Origin of the sequence: Bartonella quintana, from assembly GCF_009936175.1 — a bacterium.
Lineage (GTDB): Bacteria > Pseudomonadota > Alphaproteobacteria > Rhizobiales > Rhizobiaceae > Bartonella > Bartonella quintana.
On the sequence record NZ_AP019773.1, the window covers coordinates 43573 to 62217 of the forward strand.

Sequence of the window (18645 nt, forward strand, 5' to 3'; positions counted from 1 at the left end):
CTTTTTTGCTTTGATATTAAACCTCTTGTTTGCGCTGGTTGGTAAAGTCCTAATTTGTTTCTGATGAAAAACTAACATTCAGCAAACAATGAACACTAGAGGTGCGAATCTGAAACAAAAAAGCCTTATTTATAAATATCAATAAGGCTAAAGAGTCTATAAAAATAATGGATGCGATGACATTATGTTAGAAAAATGCCTACATAGGAGCAAGATTTTTCAAGGCTTTTTCTAATGATTAAGAATAAAAGTGATTTTTAAAAGGCCAAAACCTATTTTTGTGCTCTTTGCTCATTACGTTTTTCTTAAGTGAATGGGTGTCATTATTTAGGTATGACGTGTGTGATACCTTTTGAGAAAGCATTTTGTGTAATGTGTTATAAGGATGGCTGTGAAAAGCGGTGTTGCTGAATTAAGAAAGGGAATTTGAACAAAAAATGCCATCAACAATCCTGCACTAAAAACCGTTATGTAATAAACGCATCAATAAAGTATGAGCTTCTTCTTTAGATCGACAACAATAAATAGCTATTGATAACATAAAAGGCAATCAAATTGATTCCTGGGACGAAAAACAAAATAAAAGCGAGTTCATTACCACAAAGGCTTCAAATAAAAAATTTCAAAGAGAGAATGAAAGAACGCCCAAACGACAGTACATGTCTAATAGGTTCATTCGGATAATCTTCTTTTTCAATAATTTCAGCAGCAGAATCAATAAAAAAGCTCCCAATCATAGCTGTGATTGGAGCAATTAAAAAGTCCATAAGTAAAGCTAAAAGCCCAAATTAAAAATAATAACTATACTGAGTTCTAACAACCTTATCCAATTTGATAAATCGGAAAAAAAAATGAGCAATCCGAAGCGCAAAATAGGATATAAAAAATTGGTACGCAAACAACCGTATAATAAAGAGCACAATAAAAGTAAGCCGCAATGCTTTCAATATCATAGCGCGATCTTCGGTATTGAGAGGCGCTGTAGGGCTTGATACGTGGCAGTAAAAATCATAAATAAAAAAAGAACAGAACAGTAAAGAACAAAGAGATAAATTGGGTAGTTGTTTATAAATCATGCGATCTAACATGAGTTATATTGGTTAAGGTTGTGAGCAATTATATTGCTTTGCGGATGAGGAGGAATCTTTATCATGGAAAATCAGAGTAAGGTTTGTCTATAGAACTGATTAAAGTGGATAATACTAGCGGTGAGTAAGAGAAACTACAGAGATAAGCTTAAGTCAGACTGTAGTAAGATTACGAACATCTATGTTTTGAGAGCGGGAAAGAGATGAGAAGATTCCTTTTGAGAAAACTCTTTTCAATGTTCTTGTTTAGAATATATTCGCTATTTTTTTTGGGATGACGCATACTAAAAATTGCTGCGTGATGATATAACCACAAGGTTTCGCCTCCTTTACTCTCGAAGCAAGAGAACGATTGAAACAGAAACCAGGAATCCCATGAAAGAAGAAGCTTTTCCTTTACAACTAGAATATTATCACTTCTCCCTTTTTACTTTCAAATTTTATAAGCGTACAGACACTTTAGGCAAAAAAATCATCACTGCAACGTATTTTATCAAGTAGGAGTGGATTCTATAGAGGCTGAGAACGGTTTATTAGTTTTTGCCGGCTATGTACGCAACCTCTCCTTGAGAGAGTTCATTTAGATTCTCTTTTTGCAAGTATTATCATTAAATTAATTGAGTTGGTGATACAGGTATTTTCGTGTAATTTTATGAGATAAAATTATTTCTTATTTTATGTTGCGTTTTTTGAACGATATTAAGTTATCTAAAGAATTTTATTATCATTTAAAACAAGGAGTTTTTTTTATTAATTTTAATTAGAAGAAGAGCAGAAAAATGAAACAACAATGCTCGCCAATTTTTCAGCTATTTGCTGTTTGCTCATATGCGGCCATTGTTCAACATTTTCCTTACTGACAAGCCAAACTTGATTTGTATCAGCACCCATAACGTTTGTACCATCAGGGAGGGAAATATTATTAGCAAGAATAAAATTGGCTCCTTTTTCGGCACATTTTTTTTGCGCATTGGCAATAAAGTCACATGTTTCAGCAGCGAAACCAATCACAAGTGGAGGGCGATTTGAAGCATGACCAATTGTTGCCAAAATGTCAGGGTTTTCGAGCATAGGTAAGGATAGTGGCGTTTTATTGGCACTCTTTTTGATTTTGTGTAGAGATTGCGTTTGGCTGCGCCAATCACAGACAGCGGCAACAAAAAGTGCCCCATCAGCAGGCAATGCTGCTTGAACAGCTTGTAACATCTGACATGCTGTTTCAACATGAATAGTTTTCACTTCTTGCGGATCGGCAAGATCAACTGGTCCGCAAATAAGTGTTACTTTTGCGCCCAAGTGGGCTAAAGCTTTTGCAATGGCGTGGCCTTGTTTGCCCGAAGAGCGATTAGCAAGATAACGCACTGGATCAATGGGTTCATGGGTAGGGCCAGAAGTAACAATGAAATGGCGTCCAGAAAGTGGTCTTTCTTGTACACGCAAAAGAGCTTCTGCTGCAGCCAAAATAGTTAAGGGTTCACTCAAGCGTCCCGGACCTGTCTCATCGCGCTCAGCCATTTTGCCTATTTCTGGTCCTATTATATGAACACCATCTGCACACAGTTGTGCAAGATTGCGAACAGTTGTTGGATGTGTCCACATGGCTGGATTCATAGCCGGTGCAAGCAAGAGTGGGCAACGTGCTGCTAAAAGGACACAATCCGCCAGATCCTCTCCTATGCCGGTAGCTATTTTTGCAATACGGTTAGCTGTAGCTGGTGCTAAAATAATCAAATCAGCACAACGTGCTAGCCGGATATGGCCAATGTCATGTTCTTCTTCACGTGAAAATAGATCACTATGCACAGTACAACCACTTAGCGCTTCAGCTGCTAAAGGAGTAATAAATTTTTGTGCTGCTTTTGTCATAATAATGTTTAAGCGTGCTCCACGTTCTTGTAAACGGCGAATCAGATCAAGCATTTTATAGGCTGCAATACTCCCACCAATAATAAGAAGGATGGATTTTGATTTCAATGATTGCATTTCTACAGTACTTGCTTGAGATGATGATATGGTTGGAGTTGTGAAATTGCTTAAAAGGCGACGTGCTTCTTCTTCCATAGAAACACCATTTTGCGCAGCACGTATGCGCAAAGCTTCTTTAACTTCAGGAGACAGATTACGAATGGTAAGACTAGCCATAAAATATATCCAAAAAACAAAATGATTGCAATGATTTCATTATAGATGTTTTTTAGTACATTGAGTAGATTAAAAAAGAGCAAAAAGGTAAAAAATGAGACACCCGCAACAAAGCGCAATAATGAAGAGGCTATAACGGCTATAACGGTTAGAGTGACTTTGTTCGACAGCAAATTGTTTGAGGGTGGCGGGAGAAAGATGCAATCCTCTTTCTATCATTTGATTGAGGTTTTCTTCCATACGTTGGAAATTTTGTATCAATTGCGGTGTTTTACGTGCTAGCGAAAGGAAAGCTTGTGCTCCTTCACTAAAGTCTTTTGCCATTCCCGCAGGCCCTAAATTTTTGCTAATCCATTCTTTAACAACGGGTTCAGAGGCTTTCCACATATTGAAATTGGGATCTAATGTGCGAGCAACACCTTCCACGACAACCATAGTTTTTTGGAGTAATAAAAGTTCAGGTCGTGTTTGCATATCAAATAACTCAGTGACTTCAAATAACAGTGTGAGCAACTTAGCCATAGAAATACTTTGCGCTGATTGTCCATGAATCGGTTCACCAATGGCCCGATTGGCCTGAGCAAAGCTTTCAATGTTGTGGTGGGGGGGTACATATCCTGCTTCAAAATGGGCGCGTGCCACTCGATGGTAATCACGGGTAATAAAGCCGTAAAGAATTTCAGCAAGGAAATGTTTTTCTTTTTTGCCAAGTCGCCCTGTAATTCCTAAATCGACAGCAACAATACATCCTTTCTGGTCTACAAATAAATTGCCAGGATGCATGTCCGCATGAAAGAAACCGTCACGTAATGTATGATGAAGGAAAGATTGAATAAGTGTAACTGCAAGCACTTTCAAATCAAAACCAGCTTCTTTAAGGGCGGCAATTTCGGATATTCTGATACCATCGATCCATTCCATTGTGAGAACATTGCGCCCTGTTCGTTCCCAATCAATTTGTGGTACCCGAAAGCCTGTATCATGTTGAATATTTTCAGCCATTTCTGATATGGCGGCTGCTTCTAACCGTAAATCCATTTCAATACGTGTGGTTTGTGCCAAAGTGTCAACGACACAAACAGGGCGCAACCGCCGAGAAGCCGGCATATAACGCTCTTGTAAATAGGCAACAAGATAAAAGCCTCTAAGATCTTTCGCAAAACGTGTTCTGATATCGGGGCGAATGACTTTAACAGCACATTTTTTTTTATGTCCTGCCTCATCATAGTATTCAGCTGGATGAACTTGAGCAATGGAAGCAGCAGCAATAGGTGGATAAAAATTTACGAATAAATCATTGATAGATCGACCAAGCGAACTTTCAATTTGATCAATGGCAGCGGAGCAGGAAAACGTTTGGACACGATCTTGTAGTTGTACCAAGTCCTTCGCGATATCACGTCCGACAATATCAGGTCTGGTGGCAAGAAATTGACCAAGCTTTATGTAAGAGGGACCAAGCTTATTGATAGCATGCGAAATATTTTCAGATCGTCGCTTCTTTTTCGTTTTACGCCGCGCTAAAATACCTGCTATGCGGTGGCACAATGTTGGAAATCCTCGAAGATCATCGCCAGGAAGAGCACTCAAAACGCCTTCACGTGCTAAAACCCATACTGCACGCATCAATTGAAAGTAAGTAGAAATTTGTGCCATTTTTAAATCTTCCAGGCTGAATGCAGCGCTGCGATTGCACCCGTGAGATTGCGGTACGATACCCGCGAAAAGCCTGCATGATTGAGCATATAGGAAAAATCATCTTGCTTAGGAAATTTGCGAATAGATTCAACCAAATAACGATAAGCATCGCCATTATCTGCAATGAATTGACCAAGCTTAGGGATAACATGGAAAGACCAAAGGTCATAAATTTTGTTAAGCAGAGGCATCTCAACATTTGAAAATTCTAAACATAAAAAACGTCCACCTGGTTTTAAAACACGAAAAGCTTCTCTAAGAGCTTGATTAATATGAGGTACATTGCGGATTCCAAAAGCAATAGTATAAGCATCAAAGCTTTGATCTTCAAAAGGAAGATGTTCTGCATTTGCTTCAACAAAGTTAATCAGAGGGGCGAGACCATTTTTTTGTGCACGCTTTTTGCCAACGCTAAGCATCGAACTATTAATATCAAGAACTGTAGCATGAGCTTTTTGGCGTGAAGCATTAAGAATACGAAAAGCGATGTCACCGGTACCACCAGCTACATCAAGCACTTTCCAGTTAGAAAGTGCTGGTGGAGAAAGCCATGCAACCATAGAATTTTTCCAGGTACGGTGTAGTCCAAGCGACAAAATATCATTCATCTTATCATAATTTTCAGCGACAGAGTGAAATACACCATCAACCATGGATTGTTTTTGCGCTTCATCAATTTTTTGAAAGCCAAAAGAGTATTCCATGCCTCCTTTGACTCCTATGCGTTCTGTTTCAGCTGTCATGTGCGTGACCTCCCTTATTTTTCTGTTATCGTAAATGAAATACAGAGGGGATGTTCAAATACGAAAAAGCTTTGTATAAAACCGAAGCGTTTATACAGCTAGAAACAAAAGAGTACCTTTAGATATCAAGATTGGCAACACTCAAGGCATTATCTTTAATAAAAGCTCGCCGCGGTTCAACTTCATCACCCATTAAACGGGAAAAGAGTAAATCTGCATCAGTTGCATCATTGATCTTAACTTGTAAAAGAGCGCGCGCATCAGGATTAAGGGTTGTCTCCCAAAGCTGTTCAGCATTCATTTCTCCGAGACCTTTATAACGTTGGAGAGTGATGCCTCTTTTACCATTTGTAAAAATGCTTTCTAATAAGTTCATAGGTCCAAAAATTTGTTCTGATTTATCTTTGCGATGCAGGAGAGGAGGAGAACTATATATTTCCATAAGATTTTGGGAAACACGATCAATTTGGCGTGCATCAGCTGAATTTATAAGTCTTGCATCGAGGGTAATAACATCTTTAACCCCACGTAAAATGCGTTCAAACCATAAACTTCCATCCGATGTGCAATGACCGCTCCACCCACGCTCCATATCGTCAGCAATCAAATCAAGACGACTTGCTATGTTATCAGCTGTTTTTTGAGCTCTTTCTGGTGTTGCAAAGGCTTGAGGATTAAAAGCCCCGACAATTGCTGCTTGCTCAATAATATTGCGATTGTAGCGGGTATGCAGACCGTTTAAAAGTTGGCGTAACATGCGGGCATCTTCGGCAAGTTGGCGCAAATCAGCGCCTGCACGGATTTCTCCTGTTGAGAGTTCTAATGTTGTTTCTTCTAGTCCAGTATCAATCAAAAATTCTTCGAATGCTGCTTCATTTTTAATATACTGAAAAGACTTTCCGCGAGCCACTTTGTAGAGGGGTGGTTGAGCAATGTAAAGGTGTCCACGTTCAATCAGCTCGGGCATTTGTCTAAAAAAGAAAGTAAGGAGTAGGGTGCGGATATGCGCACCATCAACATCCGCATCGGTCATAATGATGATTTTATGGTAGCGTAATTTATCTGGTGAAAATTCGTCTTTGCCAATGGAAGTTCCAAGAGCAGTAATAAGCGTTCCAATCATATCAGATGAGAGCATTCGGTCGAAGCGTGCTCGTTCAACATTAAGAATTTTACCGCGCAGGGGCAAAATTGCTTGATTTTGGCGTGAACGTCCACTTTTTGCTGAGCCACCAGCCGAATCTCCCTCAACGATAAAGATCTCCGATTTTGCCGGATCACGTTCCTGACAATCAGCGAGTTTGCCTGGAAGAGACGTGATATCGAGGGCCCCTTTTCGTCTTGTGAGTTCACGTGCTTTGCGTGCAGCTTCACGAGCTGTCGCAGCTTCTACCACTTTACTTGTAACGATTTTTGCTTCACTAGGATGTTCTTCTAACCATGCAGAAAGACCTTCATTCACCAAATTTTCAACAATAGGGCGCACTTCAGAGGAGACTAATTTATCTTTTGTTTGCGAAGAAAATTTTGGATCGGGAACTTTAACTGAAAGAATAGCTGTTAGCCCCTCCCGGCAATCGTCACCGGTGAGGTTAATTTTTTCCTTTTTTACAATGCCTGAAGATTCAGCATAACCATTGATTTGGCGTGTGAGAGCACTACGGAAACCCACCAAATGAGTCCCACCGTCACGCTGAGGGATATTATTGGTAAAACACAAGACTTTTTCATGATATGAATCATTCCACCACAAAGCAACATCGACACTCACTCCATCTTTTACACTTGCAATGTAAATAGGACAGTCAAGGAGCGCTTTTTTCGATTGGTCAATGTATTTGACAAATTCAGTTAAGCCACCCTCATAGTGCAATTCAACTGATCGGACGTCAGCATGGCGTTGATCAACAAGGAGGATATGTACACCAGAATTTAAAAAAGCCAATTCCCGTAAACGGCGCTCTAAGGTTTCAAAATCAAATTCAACCATGGTAAAGGTTTCAGAACTTGGTAAGAATCTGATCTCTGTTCCATTTTCTGCATCGCAATCGCCGACAATTTTTAGTGGGGAATCAGCGACCCCATGCGTAAACGACATTTCATGGATTTTTCCATTGCGTTTGATTCGTAGTTGCAACCAGACTGAGAGTGCGTTAACAACAGAGACACCAACGCCGTGTAATCCACCTGAAACTTTATAGGAATTTTGATCAAACTTTCCGCCGGCATGAAGTTGGGTCATGATGACCTCGGCTGCTGAAATACCTTCTGTTGGATGAATATCGGTAGGGATTCCACGTCCATTATCACGAACGGAACAGGAGCCATCAGTGTGGAGTGTGACATTTACAAGAGTGGCATGACCAGCCAGGGCTTCATCAATAGCGTTGTCTACAACCTCATAGACCATATGATGCAAGCCTGAACCATCATCTGTATCGCCGATATACATACCAGGGCGTTTGCGGACAGCATCAAGGCCTTTGAGAACTTTGATAGAAGCGGCATCATAGTCATTACCATTTATCGGTGAGGTTATTTCATTACTCATAAGTTAATCCATTTCTGTATTTAATTTACGATATTTCATCAGCTTTTTCTGAGCTTAATCTTTTGGACAGTTATTTATGGAATAACCACATTAAACATTTATCGTATATCAGATCTATATTCAACATCTGTCGGTATATAAAGGGAGAAGGTACCCATATATTACACAATTACATAGAGTAATTTTCGCATACGCAAACGATGTTGTCCCGTTACGTTGCATTTTGAATGTAAAAAATACTTACAATCGGTCTGATGAAATTTATCCTTATGAATTGTTAGTATTGAGAGAGAACAATAGTTACTTAGGTTTTACAATGCGCGAACGTGAAGTGTTTTATGCTTCCTTGTGATAATGAATAAGAGTGCGTGGTATAAATCAAATCAATTTTTATGCTTTTATGAGCATTGCTTGTACGATGTAGTAGGTGACTTCATAAAACTATGCCATTTGTTTTGCTTATCTTTGCATAAGGTTTAAAAACGGATGATGTATTTTGCGCCACTTTTGTTAGTGTGTAGAGGATTTTAATGAAGTTATGTGGTAATGCCAAAAATATGTGTACAGCTTATCGCTTATAGAAGAAAAATCGGAATATATTTTTTAAAGAGCAAAATTTTGCATTTGTTCAAAAGAAAAATATAAGAAATATTTTTGATTTCGTAAAGAAATTGAGGAGAAAATAAAACTGACAAGAGAACAGAAGTTTTTTTATTTACATTTCTGCTATAGAAATCGTTTTCCTCCCGAATGACTTTTGTTTGTGGGTTTGTTTGGGAAAGTGTACGCCAAGATTTTGACATTCCTCCAAAATGCTAAAATTCCCAATATATTCTGAAAAATAGAGGGAAACAGTTAAATTTTTTGACAGTTTTAGAAAATACTAGGCATTTTAATTTATTAAGTGCCAGATATTTCAGTTAATTGCATTAAATACTATGACTGAGAAGAATTGCATTTTAGCTTTGAAAAAATGGAGGGAAAATTTTGAAAATAAAGAAACCTATAAAACTATTCAATGCTTCTATTGGAGCCTTATTTATAGCATGGGGATTTTTGCTTTCCTCTTTCACAGAGGCTGAAACGGTTGGAAAATTGCCTTCTTTTTTTGATTCACATGAACATTTGGTACAACCTGATACATCAGATATAATCCGCTTGCGTTTTGTAACAACTTTTGATTTTCCCCCTTTTAATTTTTTTGATCAGACCAAGCATCTTACAGGCTATAATATCGATTTATTGCGCGCTATTTGTTCAAAATTAAACCTAGAGAAATTTTGTGAAGTGGAAGTTGTTCCCTGGGAAGAACTCGTGGACCGTGTCAAAAATGGTGGTGCAGAAGTTATTATTGCAGGTTTAAAAGAAACAATCAAAACGCGTCAAGATCTTGTTTTTACAAGGACTTATTTGCGTTTTCCAGGTCGATTTGTTGCTTCTCGGCTTGTGAATCTCGATGCGCCAATAAGCGATAAACTGGCACATTTAGAGAGTGGATTTTTGTTCAGGAGTGCTCATGAAAAGCTGTTTCGTAGTTATTTTCCTGAAGCAAAATGGCAAGGATTTAAGAATAGGGCGGAGCTCTATAAGGCGTTACGAGATCATAAGATTGATCTTATTTTCGATGATGGATTTGCTTTATCTTTATGGTTAAATGATCCAAAGTCATTGAATTGTTGCCATTTTGTTGGGGGTGCGTATATAGCTCCACAGTTATTGGGGGAAGGAATGCGGCTTGCCGTTGCAAAAAAAAATGCAAAATTGGTTAATACGCTCAATTATGCTCTGAGAGCTTTAGAAGAGGATGGCAAGCTTGCAGAGCTTTATCTGCGTTATTTTCCAATCAGTTTTTATTGATGCATGCTTTCTTTAGGTAAGAGCTGTTAACCTTTCACTACTTTGTCGATAGGAAATAGCTTCTGCGAGATGACGACGTGAAAGATGATCTGCTTCATCAAGATCAGCAATGGTACGTGCAACTCTGAGAATGCGGTGATAGGCGCGTGCAGAAAGATGCATCTTTTCACTCACATCGCTTAAAAGTGTGGCCGCATTTTTATCGGGAATGGCAATTTTTTCGATAATCTTTGCAGGGCAATCGCCATTGGTGCGAATATGGTCGAAACCCAGTTTAGTAAAACGTTTGGTTTGAATAGCACGACACCTTGCAACGCGTTTTGCAACATCACAGCTTTTTTCTGCTTGTTCTGGTTGCATAAGATCCATAGCTGTTAAAGCAGGAACATCAATCCGTAAATCAATTCGGTCGAGCAGAGGACCAGAAATACGAGATTGATAATCAGTTTGACAGCGTATTCCTTTTGCACAAACATGATCTTTTTCGCCTGCCATACCACATCGACAAGGATTCATTGCTGCAATAAGTTGGATACGGGCAGGATAGCTGATATGATGATTAGCGCGGGCGATAACGCATTCTCCGCTCTCTAAAGGTTGACGAAGAGAATCGAGGACCTGTGGAGAAAATTCAGGCAACTCGTCAAGAAATAAAACGCCATTATGTGCGAGTGAGACTTCTCCTGGTTGTGCTTTAAATCCACCACCGATCATTGCTGCCATGGAAGCAGAATGATGTGGGGCACGAAAGGGGCAGTGGCGCGAAATGGTATTGTGTACTGTTTCTCCTTTGATAGAAGCAATCAGAGAAACATCTAAGAGCTCACGGCTATCAAGAGGCGGCAAAATGGAAGGTAGCCGTTGCGCTAACATGGATTTTCCTGCACCAGGAGGGCCTACAAACAAAAGGTTATGCCGTCCAGCTGCACAAACTTCTAATGCACGTTTAGCGGTTTTTTGTCCTTTGATTTCGCAAAGATCTGGCAGTTCAGTTTGGATTGTATATTGGCGTGGTTGTGGACGTTTTTGAATTTGGGTTCCTTTAAAATGATTGACTATAATGAGAAGATTCTCGGGTGCAAGAATGTTCATTTCTGCGTTTGCCCATGCAGCTTCAGATCCGCATTGATAGGGACAAATAAGTCCTTTATCACATGCTAAAGCTGTCATTGCCGCTGGTAAAACACCATTAACGGCTGTAATAGATCCATCTAGTGACAATTCGCCTAAAATGATGTAGTCTTGCGCTACGTCAGGAGGGAGAAGCTCCATAGCAAGCATTAAGCCTACGGCAATTGGCAAATCATAATGCGATCCCTCTTTAGGTAAGTCAGCAGGCGCAAGATTAATGGTAACCCGTTTGTTCGGCATAGAAAGTCCACAAGCATGAAGGGCTGCTTGCACGCGTTCACGACTTTCTGCGATTGCCTTATCTGGCAATCCAACAATAGCCATTCCTATTTTACCAGAGGAAATCATAACCTGTACATCAACAGGTATTGCTTCTAGACCGCGAAAAGCAACAGTTGTAACACGCGCGATCATCAATTTGTTCTCCCCATTTTGACTTGGAAGAAACAATCATATCTGCGCATAAAAATCAAGAAGTGTCTGTATGGTTTTTTGTGTCGAGAAATCTATATAGGTGCGCATGATTTGTAGCGCAATTATTGTGTAGAAAGTTGCACAAATTTAACCATGATGGCATGCTGTTAAATAAAACGTTTATAATGTGCTTAGTGAATATGTTAAGAAAAACAAAGAGCGAGGCTGTTTGTATTGCACATCAAGTGCGGGATTTTGTGAATGTAAGGGCGCTGGTAGCCTTGTGCATCTCAAGAAAAGAACGTTATTTGATGTGACAAAAGTATGAAAATTCCAAACAGATATATTTATCTTTTTTGTTTAATGTTATTTATAGAAAAATGATGTAAAGTGTATTGAAGGTATCTGATTGGATGGTATATCAGACAGGAGTTTTGTTAAAATCAGGGACCATACGCAGTGTATTGATGGGTCTATGCTTAACCTTTACTTTTCCGCAGCCACTTGCAGCATTTGAGTTTTTCGGTATTCCTTTTTTTGGTCAAAAAAAAATAAATTCCTCTTCTAATGATAGTGGTACAGAGAAATTTTATAAAGTTGATGTCATCGCATCACCGGGTGCGTCGGCAGAAGGTGTTAAAATAGTGAAGGCTGTGTCTTCTCTTGTTGCTGATCAAGATAAAGCCCTACCGAGTTCTTCTGGTTTGTTGGCTAAAGCCCGGTCAGATTATCGGGCAATTCTTTCTGCTCTTTATGCTGACGGACGCTATGGTGGTGTTATTAGTATTCGGATTAATGGTTTAGAAGCCGCTGATTTGAGTCCTGTGACTCAGCTCCCTGCACAATCCCATATTGTGATTACGATTGATGCTGGTCCACGATATATTTTTAGTGTCGCAGGTATCGATAAAGTTGCTCCATTCTTAAAAGATAAAACCAATAGAATGCCTACAATTGAAGAATTGGGCTATAAAGTTGGGGCTGTTGCCAAATCTGAAACCGTTCTTAAAGCAGAAAGATGGGCGATTGAAGGATGGCGTCGACAAGGGTATGCTAAAGCTAAAATTGTTAAGAGTGAAGTCATTGCTGACCATGCTGCACGTCTCGTTGATGCGCAGATAGCGGTTGATTCTGGACGGGAAGCTTATTACGGTCCTTTAAGTGTGCGTAATGTTAGCAAGAGGCCACGCGTAGATTCAGCGTATATCGCATGGATGACAGGCTTAAAGCCAGGTCAGAAATACGATTCTGATGGATTAGCCAAAGCTAATGAACGACTTGCGCGACTTAATGTTTTTCGTGCTGTGAATATACGTGAGGCTGAGACGATTAATCCTGATAGTAGTTTACCGGTTACGCTTGTTTTACAAGAACGTAAACCACGTCGTTTTGGCGTAGGTGTTAGCTATTCAACATTAGACGGTGCCGGTTTTGAAACTTATTGGATGCATAACAATCTTTTTGGCCACGCGGAGCGCCTTAAAATCGAGACGAAAATAAGTGGTGTTTGCAGCAATAAGGAACGATCATATAATTTTAAAAATTTTGATTACCTTTTTGGTGGTACATTCATAAAGCCTGGTATATTCACTCCTGATACAAACTTTGGGGCAGAGCTGAAAATACAGCAAGATGTTTTAGACAATTATACAACAAAAGCTATCAGAGCAAAGTTGGGTATTACGCATATCTTTAATAGTAATCTATCGGGACAGACTGCTGTAGAAGGTTCTAATGGTTATTCAAGCGATATCTATTTTGGAAGCCGTAATTTTACAACAATTGGGTTACCAAGTGGTTTGATTTACGATAGCCGTGATAATAAGTTGAATGCGAAAAGAGGCTGGTACGGCGAAGCAATTGTTGAACCTTTTTATGAAATGCGCTTTAACAATTTTGTGACAAAAATGGCTGTAGAAGGTCGTTCTTATTGGGCGCTAGATGAAAAGGATCATTTTGTTTTTGCAGCGCGAGCAAAATTTGGTACAATTATTGGGAGCGATACAGCACATTTACCTTCTGATACGCTTTTTTTTGCTGGTGGTGGTGGATCTGTTCGCGGTTATGCGTATCGCAATATTGGTATCAAAACAGAAAATAATGCTGTTGTTGGTGGGCGGGCGCTTGTTGAGGGCTCGGCAGAATTACGTCTTTCTTTAAATGATAAGATAGGATTTGTCAGTTTTCTTGATGGAGGTCTTGTAGGGGAAAAAGCACGTTTTGATTTTTCTCAAAAAATGAAATGGGGAGCTGGTCTTGGAGGGCGCTATATGACAGGGCTTGGTCCTTTACGCATTGATTTAGCCTTTCCTCTTAAGCGGGAAAAAGGTGATCCTCGTGTTGGTTTTTATGTGGGTATAGGGCAAGCATTTTAATGGAAAAAAGTGTGCGTTTATCAGCTTTCTTATTTGGACTTTTTTTTCTTCTGGTAAGCGCTTTTATTTTTGCGCAGAGAAGTAATACACCTTCTAGCCAAGCAGCAGGAGATAATCGTTCATGGTTTGTCTCCTTAATTGAACGCAAACTTTCAGCGCCTAATCGCCAAGTTCGTTTACATAATATACGTGGGACTCTGTCTTCTCAAATGTCAATTGATGCTATTACCGTTAGTGATAAAAAGGGTGTTTGGCTTAAAATTACCAATGCTAAAATGGATTGGAACCGCCTAGCGTTGCTGAGAGGGCGCATGGATGTTAACCAGCTTTCGGTAGAACAAATTACGTTTTTACGCAAGCCCCAGGGTTCTTCTCTTGTTTCTTCTATTGAGGCGGGAAAGTTTTCTTTACCAAAATTGCCACTTGCCATTTCTATCAGTACGCTTACAGCTAAGCATGTGGCGTTTGAACAAAACCTTTTTGGTCTTTCTGCTAATGTGTCCTTAAAAGGACATCTAACCTTGACTCATGGTGATTTTGATGTTGACATAGTAGCGCATCGTTTAGATGCACGTGGCTCTTTTTCTGTTCTAACCAAGATATCCAATAATGACCGTACAGCTAAAATCAATGTTTCTGCTGATGAACCGCAAAATGGTATTTTGGCAAATGTTTTGAATATTGAAAAACGTCCTGGGTTAAATCTCGCTATTAAAGGTGATGGTACTTTTGATGATTTGGTTGTTAGGCTTTATTTGGAAGCCGATCACCATCCTATTTTAGATGGCAATGTTATTCTTGCAAGTATTTCAGAAGGGCATAATTTTTCTACTAAACTGGTGGGTACACTTGGTCTTTTAATGCCTCCTCAATATCGGAGTTTTTTCGAATCTGATGTAACGCTGGAAGCAAAGGCGAGGATAACAAGAGAAGGTGTAACGCATCTTGATCATATGGTCATTCAAGGCAAAGCAATGAATATTATGGCCAATGCTCAAATAACAGAAGATGGATTTTTACGGCGACTTTTTATTGATGGTAAAATGGCTCTTGATAAGGAAAATGGGTCTGTTCATTTACCAGTATCAGAAGCGTCAATGCGGGCGAATAATCTTGCTTTGACCATTGACTATGGTCGCGAAGGACAGCAATCTTGGAAGGGGCGTTTTGTTATACATCATTTGAGTAATCAAAATATTCATATTCGTGATGCCGTTTTTGATATGGGAGGGATGAGCGAAAATCTTGATGACGTAGCTTCTCGTCATGTCGGTATTCAGGTTAATGGAACACTTCAGGGGGTTATAAAGACTAAGGGTGCGTCGGAAGAAAGTTTAAGCCAAACGGTTCATATGCATCTAGATACGGATATTGTTTCTAGAAAACCAATTTTGATTCATGATTTTAGTATTACGGCTCAGGGTTTTTCTGCTTGGTTAAAAGGAAAAGTGGACCATTTTGTTTTTAAAGGCAATCTTAGTTTAAAAGCACAAACATTAGCTCTTTTAGGTCTATTCAGCGAACAACCACTTTCTGGTAGCGCAGATCTTAAAGCTAAAGGCACTATCGGTTTAATGAGTGGCATTTTTGATCTTGAGTTATCAGGAATTGCCGACAATATGAAAGTAGGTGTGCAACCTTTTGATCGTTTATTCAAAGGAAATCTTACTCTTTCAGGTGGTGCTGCTTGGAATACGACAGATTTAGTTTTGCGTCGTTTTGATTTGAAGAATCAATATGCAAATCTAAAAGCCGATGGCTATTTTTCAAGTGAGAGTGCTAAAATGGATTTATACGCTCAAATATCTGATCTCGCCAGATTAGATCCGAAAATGAATGGGGCGCTCACAATCCAAAGTACTGCTAGAGGGCACAATAACCTTATAAAACTTAGCACACGTGCCCATGTTGTTGAAGCGTTTTTAGTGGGGAAAAAACTTCAGAATACAACGCTAACTATTAAGACACTTATGGATAATACATCGCCGGTTCCTTCTTTAACAGGTTCTGTAAAGGGTGAAGGAACTTTTGCTAAAAAACCTTTGTATTTAGCTGCTTCTTTTAAACGTTCCAATCAGATTCGAAAACTTGAAAATATTGATATTAGAGGGGGAAACGCAAAAATAACTGGTGATCTTTCTCAAACGTTTGGAGGTTTTGTGAAAGGAGCTTTGCATATTGACGCTGATGATATTTCAATATTTTCTGCGTTATTTTTGCAGGACGGCAAGGGAAAAGTAAAAGGAGATTTTGTTTTTTATGAACAAGATGGCAAACAAAAAGCCAATGTGAAGGCGCACGTTGACCATTTGGATTTTGCAAAGAATAAAATTAAAAAGTTGGCAATAGAGACGCACATATTGGACCCTTTTGGCACAGCACAGTTTGATGGCTTTATGAATGCGGAACATGTTCAAACACCTTTGATGGTGTTCAATCGTTTAAATGTTCACGGCAATAGCAATAATGGGCAAACGAGTTTTACTGTTCAAGCGATGTTGCCTAATCATACCAGCGCACAGCTTTCTGGCCGTGTAATGGTTATAGAGCTTCCGGTGGGTATAAAACAGGAAGTGCAGATTGAAACCATGAACATGAAACAGCGCAATTTTTACGCGGCATTGCCTAAACCGGCTACGATTGTTTTTGATAAAAATGGAATGACAATAAATGAATTAGGCGTTGAGATTAATGAGGGTAGGATTGTGCTTGCGGGAAATGTTCAAGACACCCTTAATCTGCGTCTTACGATGAATGCGCTTCCTGCTGCTTTAGTCAATCTATGGAAATCTGATCTTGGTGTTTCTGGTACCTTAACAGGGCAAATTATCATTGGTGGTCGTTTCAAAGAACCTGATGTGACCTATGATATAAAAGGTGAGGGCCTCACCACTGCTGCTTTTCAAGAGAAAAAAATAATGCCCTTTGGGTTCTCTGCTACAGGGAAAACAGTAGACAAAAATCTTACTTTGAATGCAGATTTAATGGGGGAAGGGATACAAGCAAAAGCAGAAGGACGTGTATCTTTAGATAAAAACAAACTTGATTTCTATATTGATTTGCAAAATTTGTCTGCGCGTTTGGTCAATAGTCTTATTGAAGGGCAAGTGCTTGAAGGAACGATGGTAGGCAAGATTAATATTGGTGGAACAGTGAAGGATCCATCTGCGCATTTTGAGCTTTCTAGTCAAAGCCTGGCTGTTATGACACATAAAGGACTTATGTCGATAAATATGAATGCCCGTGGTTCTTACAAAAAATCGGCTCTTCATATTGAGAATTTGGTGGCAACCGGAGATAAGGGATTAGATCTCTCCATAAATGGGCCTCTTTCTCTGAATGGTTCAGAGGTTAAATTGAGTGTTAAAGGGACAATGCCTCTTGCTTTTGTTGATTTATTGTTAGCTAAGCGTGGTGCCCATATAACGGGTACAGCAAGAATTGATACTGTTCTAAAGGGTAAATTGTTTCAGCCGCAACTGATAGGGAATTTTTCTATAGTCGATGGGAGCTTTTTTGATTCACAAACAAATTTAGAACTTAACAATATAACGCTTGAAGGCAAATTAAATGGTGATCATATTCTTATAGAGAAAACTTTTGCTTCTTCATCTAATGGAGGATCAATTACTGCTTCAGGTCGTATCTTTCATGATCTACAAACAGATTTAGTTGTTCATCTTGACCACGCCAATTATAATGATGGTTCTATGATTTTTGCAACGTTGTCAGGCAAGATGACAATGAGGGGTCATTTTTTTGGTGATCTTGTTATTGGTGGTGATGTCATAGTTGAAAAAGCTGAAGTTTTTGTTTCTGATCATTTTCAAAACGCAAAATTTCTGGATATTAAAAATAAGAATTTAACCAAACCGATTCAAAAAACGCTTGAATATGCTGATGTTAAGAACACCAATCAAAACCGTAACGTTTTTCAAGAATCTTCATCGGTTGTGTTATTAAATATGCGTCTGACTGCGCACAATCAGTTTTTTGTACGTGGGCGAGGTTTAGATACGGAGTTGGGAGGGCGCATTAATCTAACGGGTCCATTGAGTGACGTACATCCAGTTGGTGAGTTTCGGATGATTCGTGGACGTTTTGATATTCTTTCACAACATCTCAATTTTGATCACGGGCAAGCGAGTTTTAGCGGTAATCTTAATCCTACTGTTTATTTTGTGACCAATCACAATAGTGGTGATATTCACGTCACTGTAACCGTAAGTGGAACGATTGATAATCTTGATGTTAGTTTTTCTTCACAACCTAGTTTGCCACAGGATGAGATTTTAGCTCGTTTGATTTTTAACCGCTCTCTTAACGAATTATCACCATTTCAGATTGCTCAGCTTGCGGCAGCAGCAGCTGATCTTGCAGGTGCTTCTAATATGTCTTTGTTGAATGCTTTACGGACTAAAATCGGTCTTGATGATCTTGATGTTATCGTTGATGAAAAGGGTAATACGGGCTTACGCATTGGACGTTACATACACAATAATGTTTATTTAGGCTTTGAAGCAGGGTCAGATGGAACGACAAAAGGAACAATTAATTTGGACATTTCTCGTCATCTCAAAGCTAAAGGCGCTATAGGGAATGAAAAGAATTCTAGTGTTGGCATATTTTATGAAAGAGAATATTAA

General features: G+C 39.2%; 8 protein-coding genes and 1 pseudogene. 3 read left to right on the forward strand and 6 right to left on the reverse strand.

The window, feature by feature from the left end; all coding sequences use genetic code 11:
- Nucleotides 1-343: 343 nt before the first annotated feature.
- The 5 genes and pseudogenes from MF1_RS07205 to gyrB all read right to left on the reverse strand — a co-directional run.
- A pseudogene (locus tag MF1_RS07205) lies at nt 344-1012 on the reverse strand (sulfate transporter family protein); the annotation flags it as partial.
- An 832-nt stretch (nt 1013-1844) separates the two neighbouring features.
- The gene (coaBC, locus tag MF1_RS00165; protein ID WP_014923591.1) at nt 1845-3230 is read right to left on the reverse strand and encodes a bifunctional phosphopantothenoylcysteine decarboxylase/phosphopantothenate--cysteine ligase CoaBC; all 1386 of its coding nucleotides are present in this window, start codon (nt 3228-3230) and stop codon (nt 1845-1847) included.
- Nucleotides 3231-3299: 69 nt separating this feature from the next.
- Nucleotides 3300-4886, reverse strand: coding sequence for a 2-polyprenylphenol 6-hydroxylase (gene ubiB, locus MF1_RS00170; protein WP_161510190.1), 1587 nt, complete (start codon nt 4884-4886; stop codon nt 3300-3302).
- Between the two features lie 2 nt (nt 4887-4888).
- Entirely contained in the window at nt 4889-5671 is a 783-nt protein-coding gene (gene ubiE, locus MF1_RS00175) for a bifunctional demethylmenaquinone methyltransferase/2-methoxy-6-polyprenyl-1,4-benzoquinol methylase UbiE (RefSeq protein ID WP_161510191.1), read from the reverse strand.
- A gap of 118 nt (nt 5672-5789) precedes the next feature.
- Nucleotides 5790-8222, reverse strand: a complete 2433-nt coding sequence (gene gyrB / locus MF1_RS00180; protein WP_014923594.1) for a DNA topoisomerase (ATP-hydrolyzing) subunit B — start codon at nt 8220-8222, stop codon at nt 5790-5792.
- Between the two features lie 987 nt (nt 8223-9209).
- On the opposite strand from gyrB, the gene MF1_RS00185 reads away from it, so the two are divergent.
- The gene (locus MF1_RS00185) at nt 9210-10079 is read left to right on the forward strand and encodes a transporter substrate-binding domain-containing protein (protein WP_161510192.1); all 870 of its coding nucleotides are present in this window, start codon (nt 9210-9212) and stop codon (nt 10077-10079) included.
- Nucleotides 10080-10091: 12 nt separating this feature from the next.
- Here MF1_RS00185 and MF1_RS00190 read toward each other — a convergent pair whose 3' ends face one another.
- Nucleotides 10092-11624 (reverse strand): YifB family Mg chelatase-like AAA ATPase, encoded by a 1533-nt coding sequence (locus tag MF1_RS00190; protein ID WP_161510193.1) that lies wholly within the window; start codon nt 11622-11624, stop codon nt 10092-10094.
- A gap of 413 nt (nt 11625-12037) precedes the next feature.
- Here MF1_RS00190 and MF1_RS00195 point away from each other — a divergent pair, with 413 nt between their 5' ends.
- Together MF1_RS00195 and MF1_RS00200 are read left to right on the forward strand one after the other, a co-directional pair.
- A complete protein-coding gene (locus MF1_RS00195) occupies nt 12038-13999 on the forward strand; it encodes an autotransporter assembly complex protein TamA (protein ID WP_161510194.1) in 1962 nt (653 codons plus the stop codon).
- Complete coding sequence (locus MF1_RS00200) at nt 13999-18645, forward strand: translocation/assembly module TamB domain-containing protein (protein WP_161510195.1); 4647 nt, start codon at nt 13999-14001, stop codon at nt 18643-18645. Before MF1_RS00195 ends, MF1_RS00200 begins: the two co-directional genes overlap by 1 nt.

What these genes read in the sequence shown, in the direction of transcription:
- MF1_RS00195 (WP_161510194.1), top strand. Translation starts at nt 12,038, where the DNA reads ATGGTATATCAGACAGGAGTTTTGTTAAAATCAGGGACCATACGCAGT.
- ubiB (WP_161510190.1), bottom strand. Translation starts at nt 4,886, where the DNA reads ATGGCACAAATTTCTACTTACTTTCAATTGATGCGTGCAGTATGGGTT.
- ubiE (WP_161510191.1), bottom strand. Translation starts at nt 5,671, where the DNA reads ATGACAGCTGAAACAGAACGCATAGGAGTCAAAGGAGGCATGGAATAC.
- MF1_RS00200 (WP_161510195.1), top strand. Translation starts at nt 13,999, where the DNA reads ATGGAAAAAAGTGTGCGTTTATCAGCTTTCTTATTTGGACTTTTTTTT.
- gyrB (WP_014923594.1), bottom strand. Translation starts at nt 8,222, where the DNA reads ATGAGTAATGAAATAACCTCACCGATAAATGGTAATGACTATGATGCC.
- MF1_RS00190 (WP_161510193.1), bottom strand. Translation starts at nt 11,624, where the DNA reads ATGATCGCGCGTGTTACAACTGTTGCTTTTCGCGGTCTAGAAGCAATA.
- coaBC (WP_014923591.1), bottom strand. Translation starts at nt 3,230, where the DNA reads ATGGCTAGTCTTACCATTCGTAATCTGTCTCCTGAAGTTAAAGAAGCT.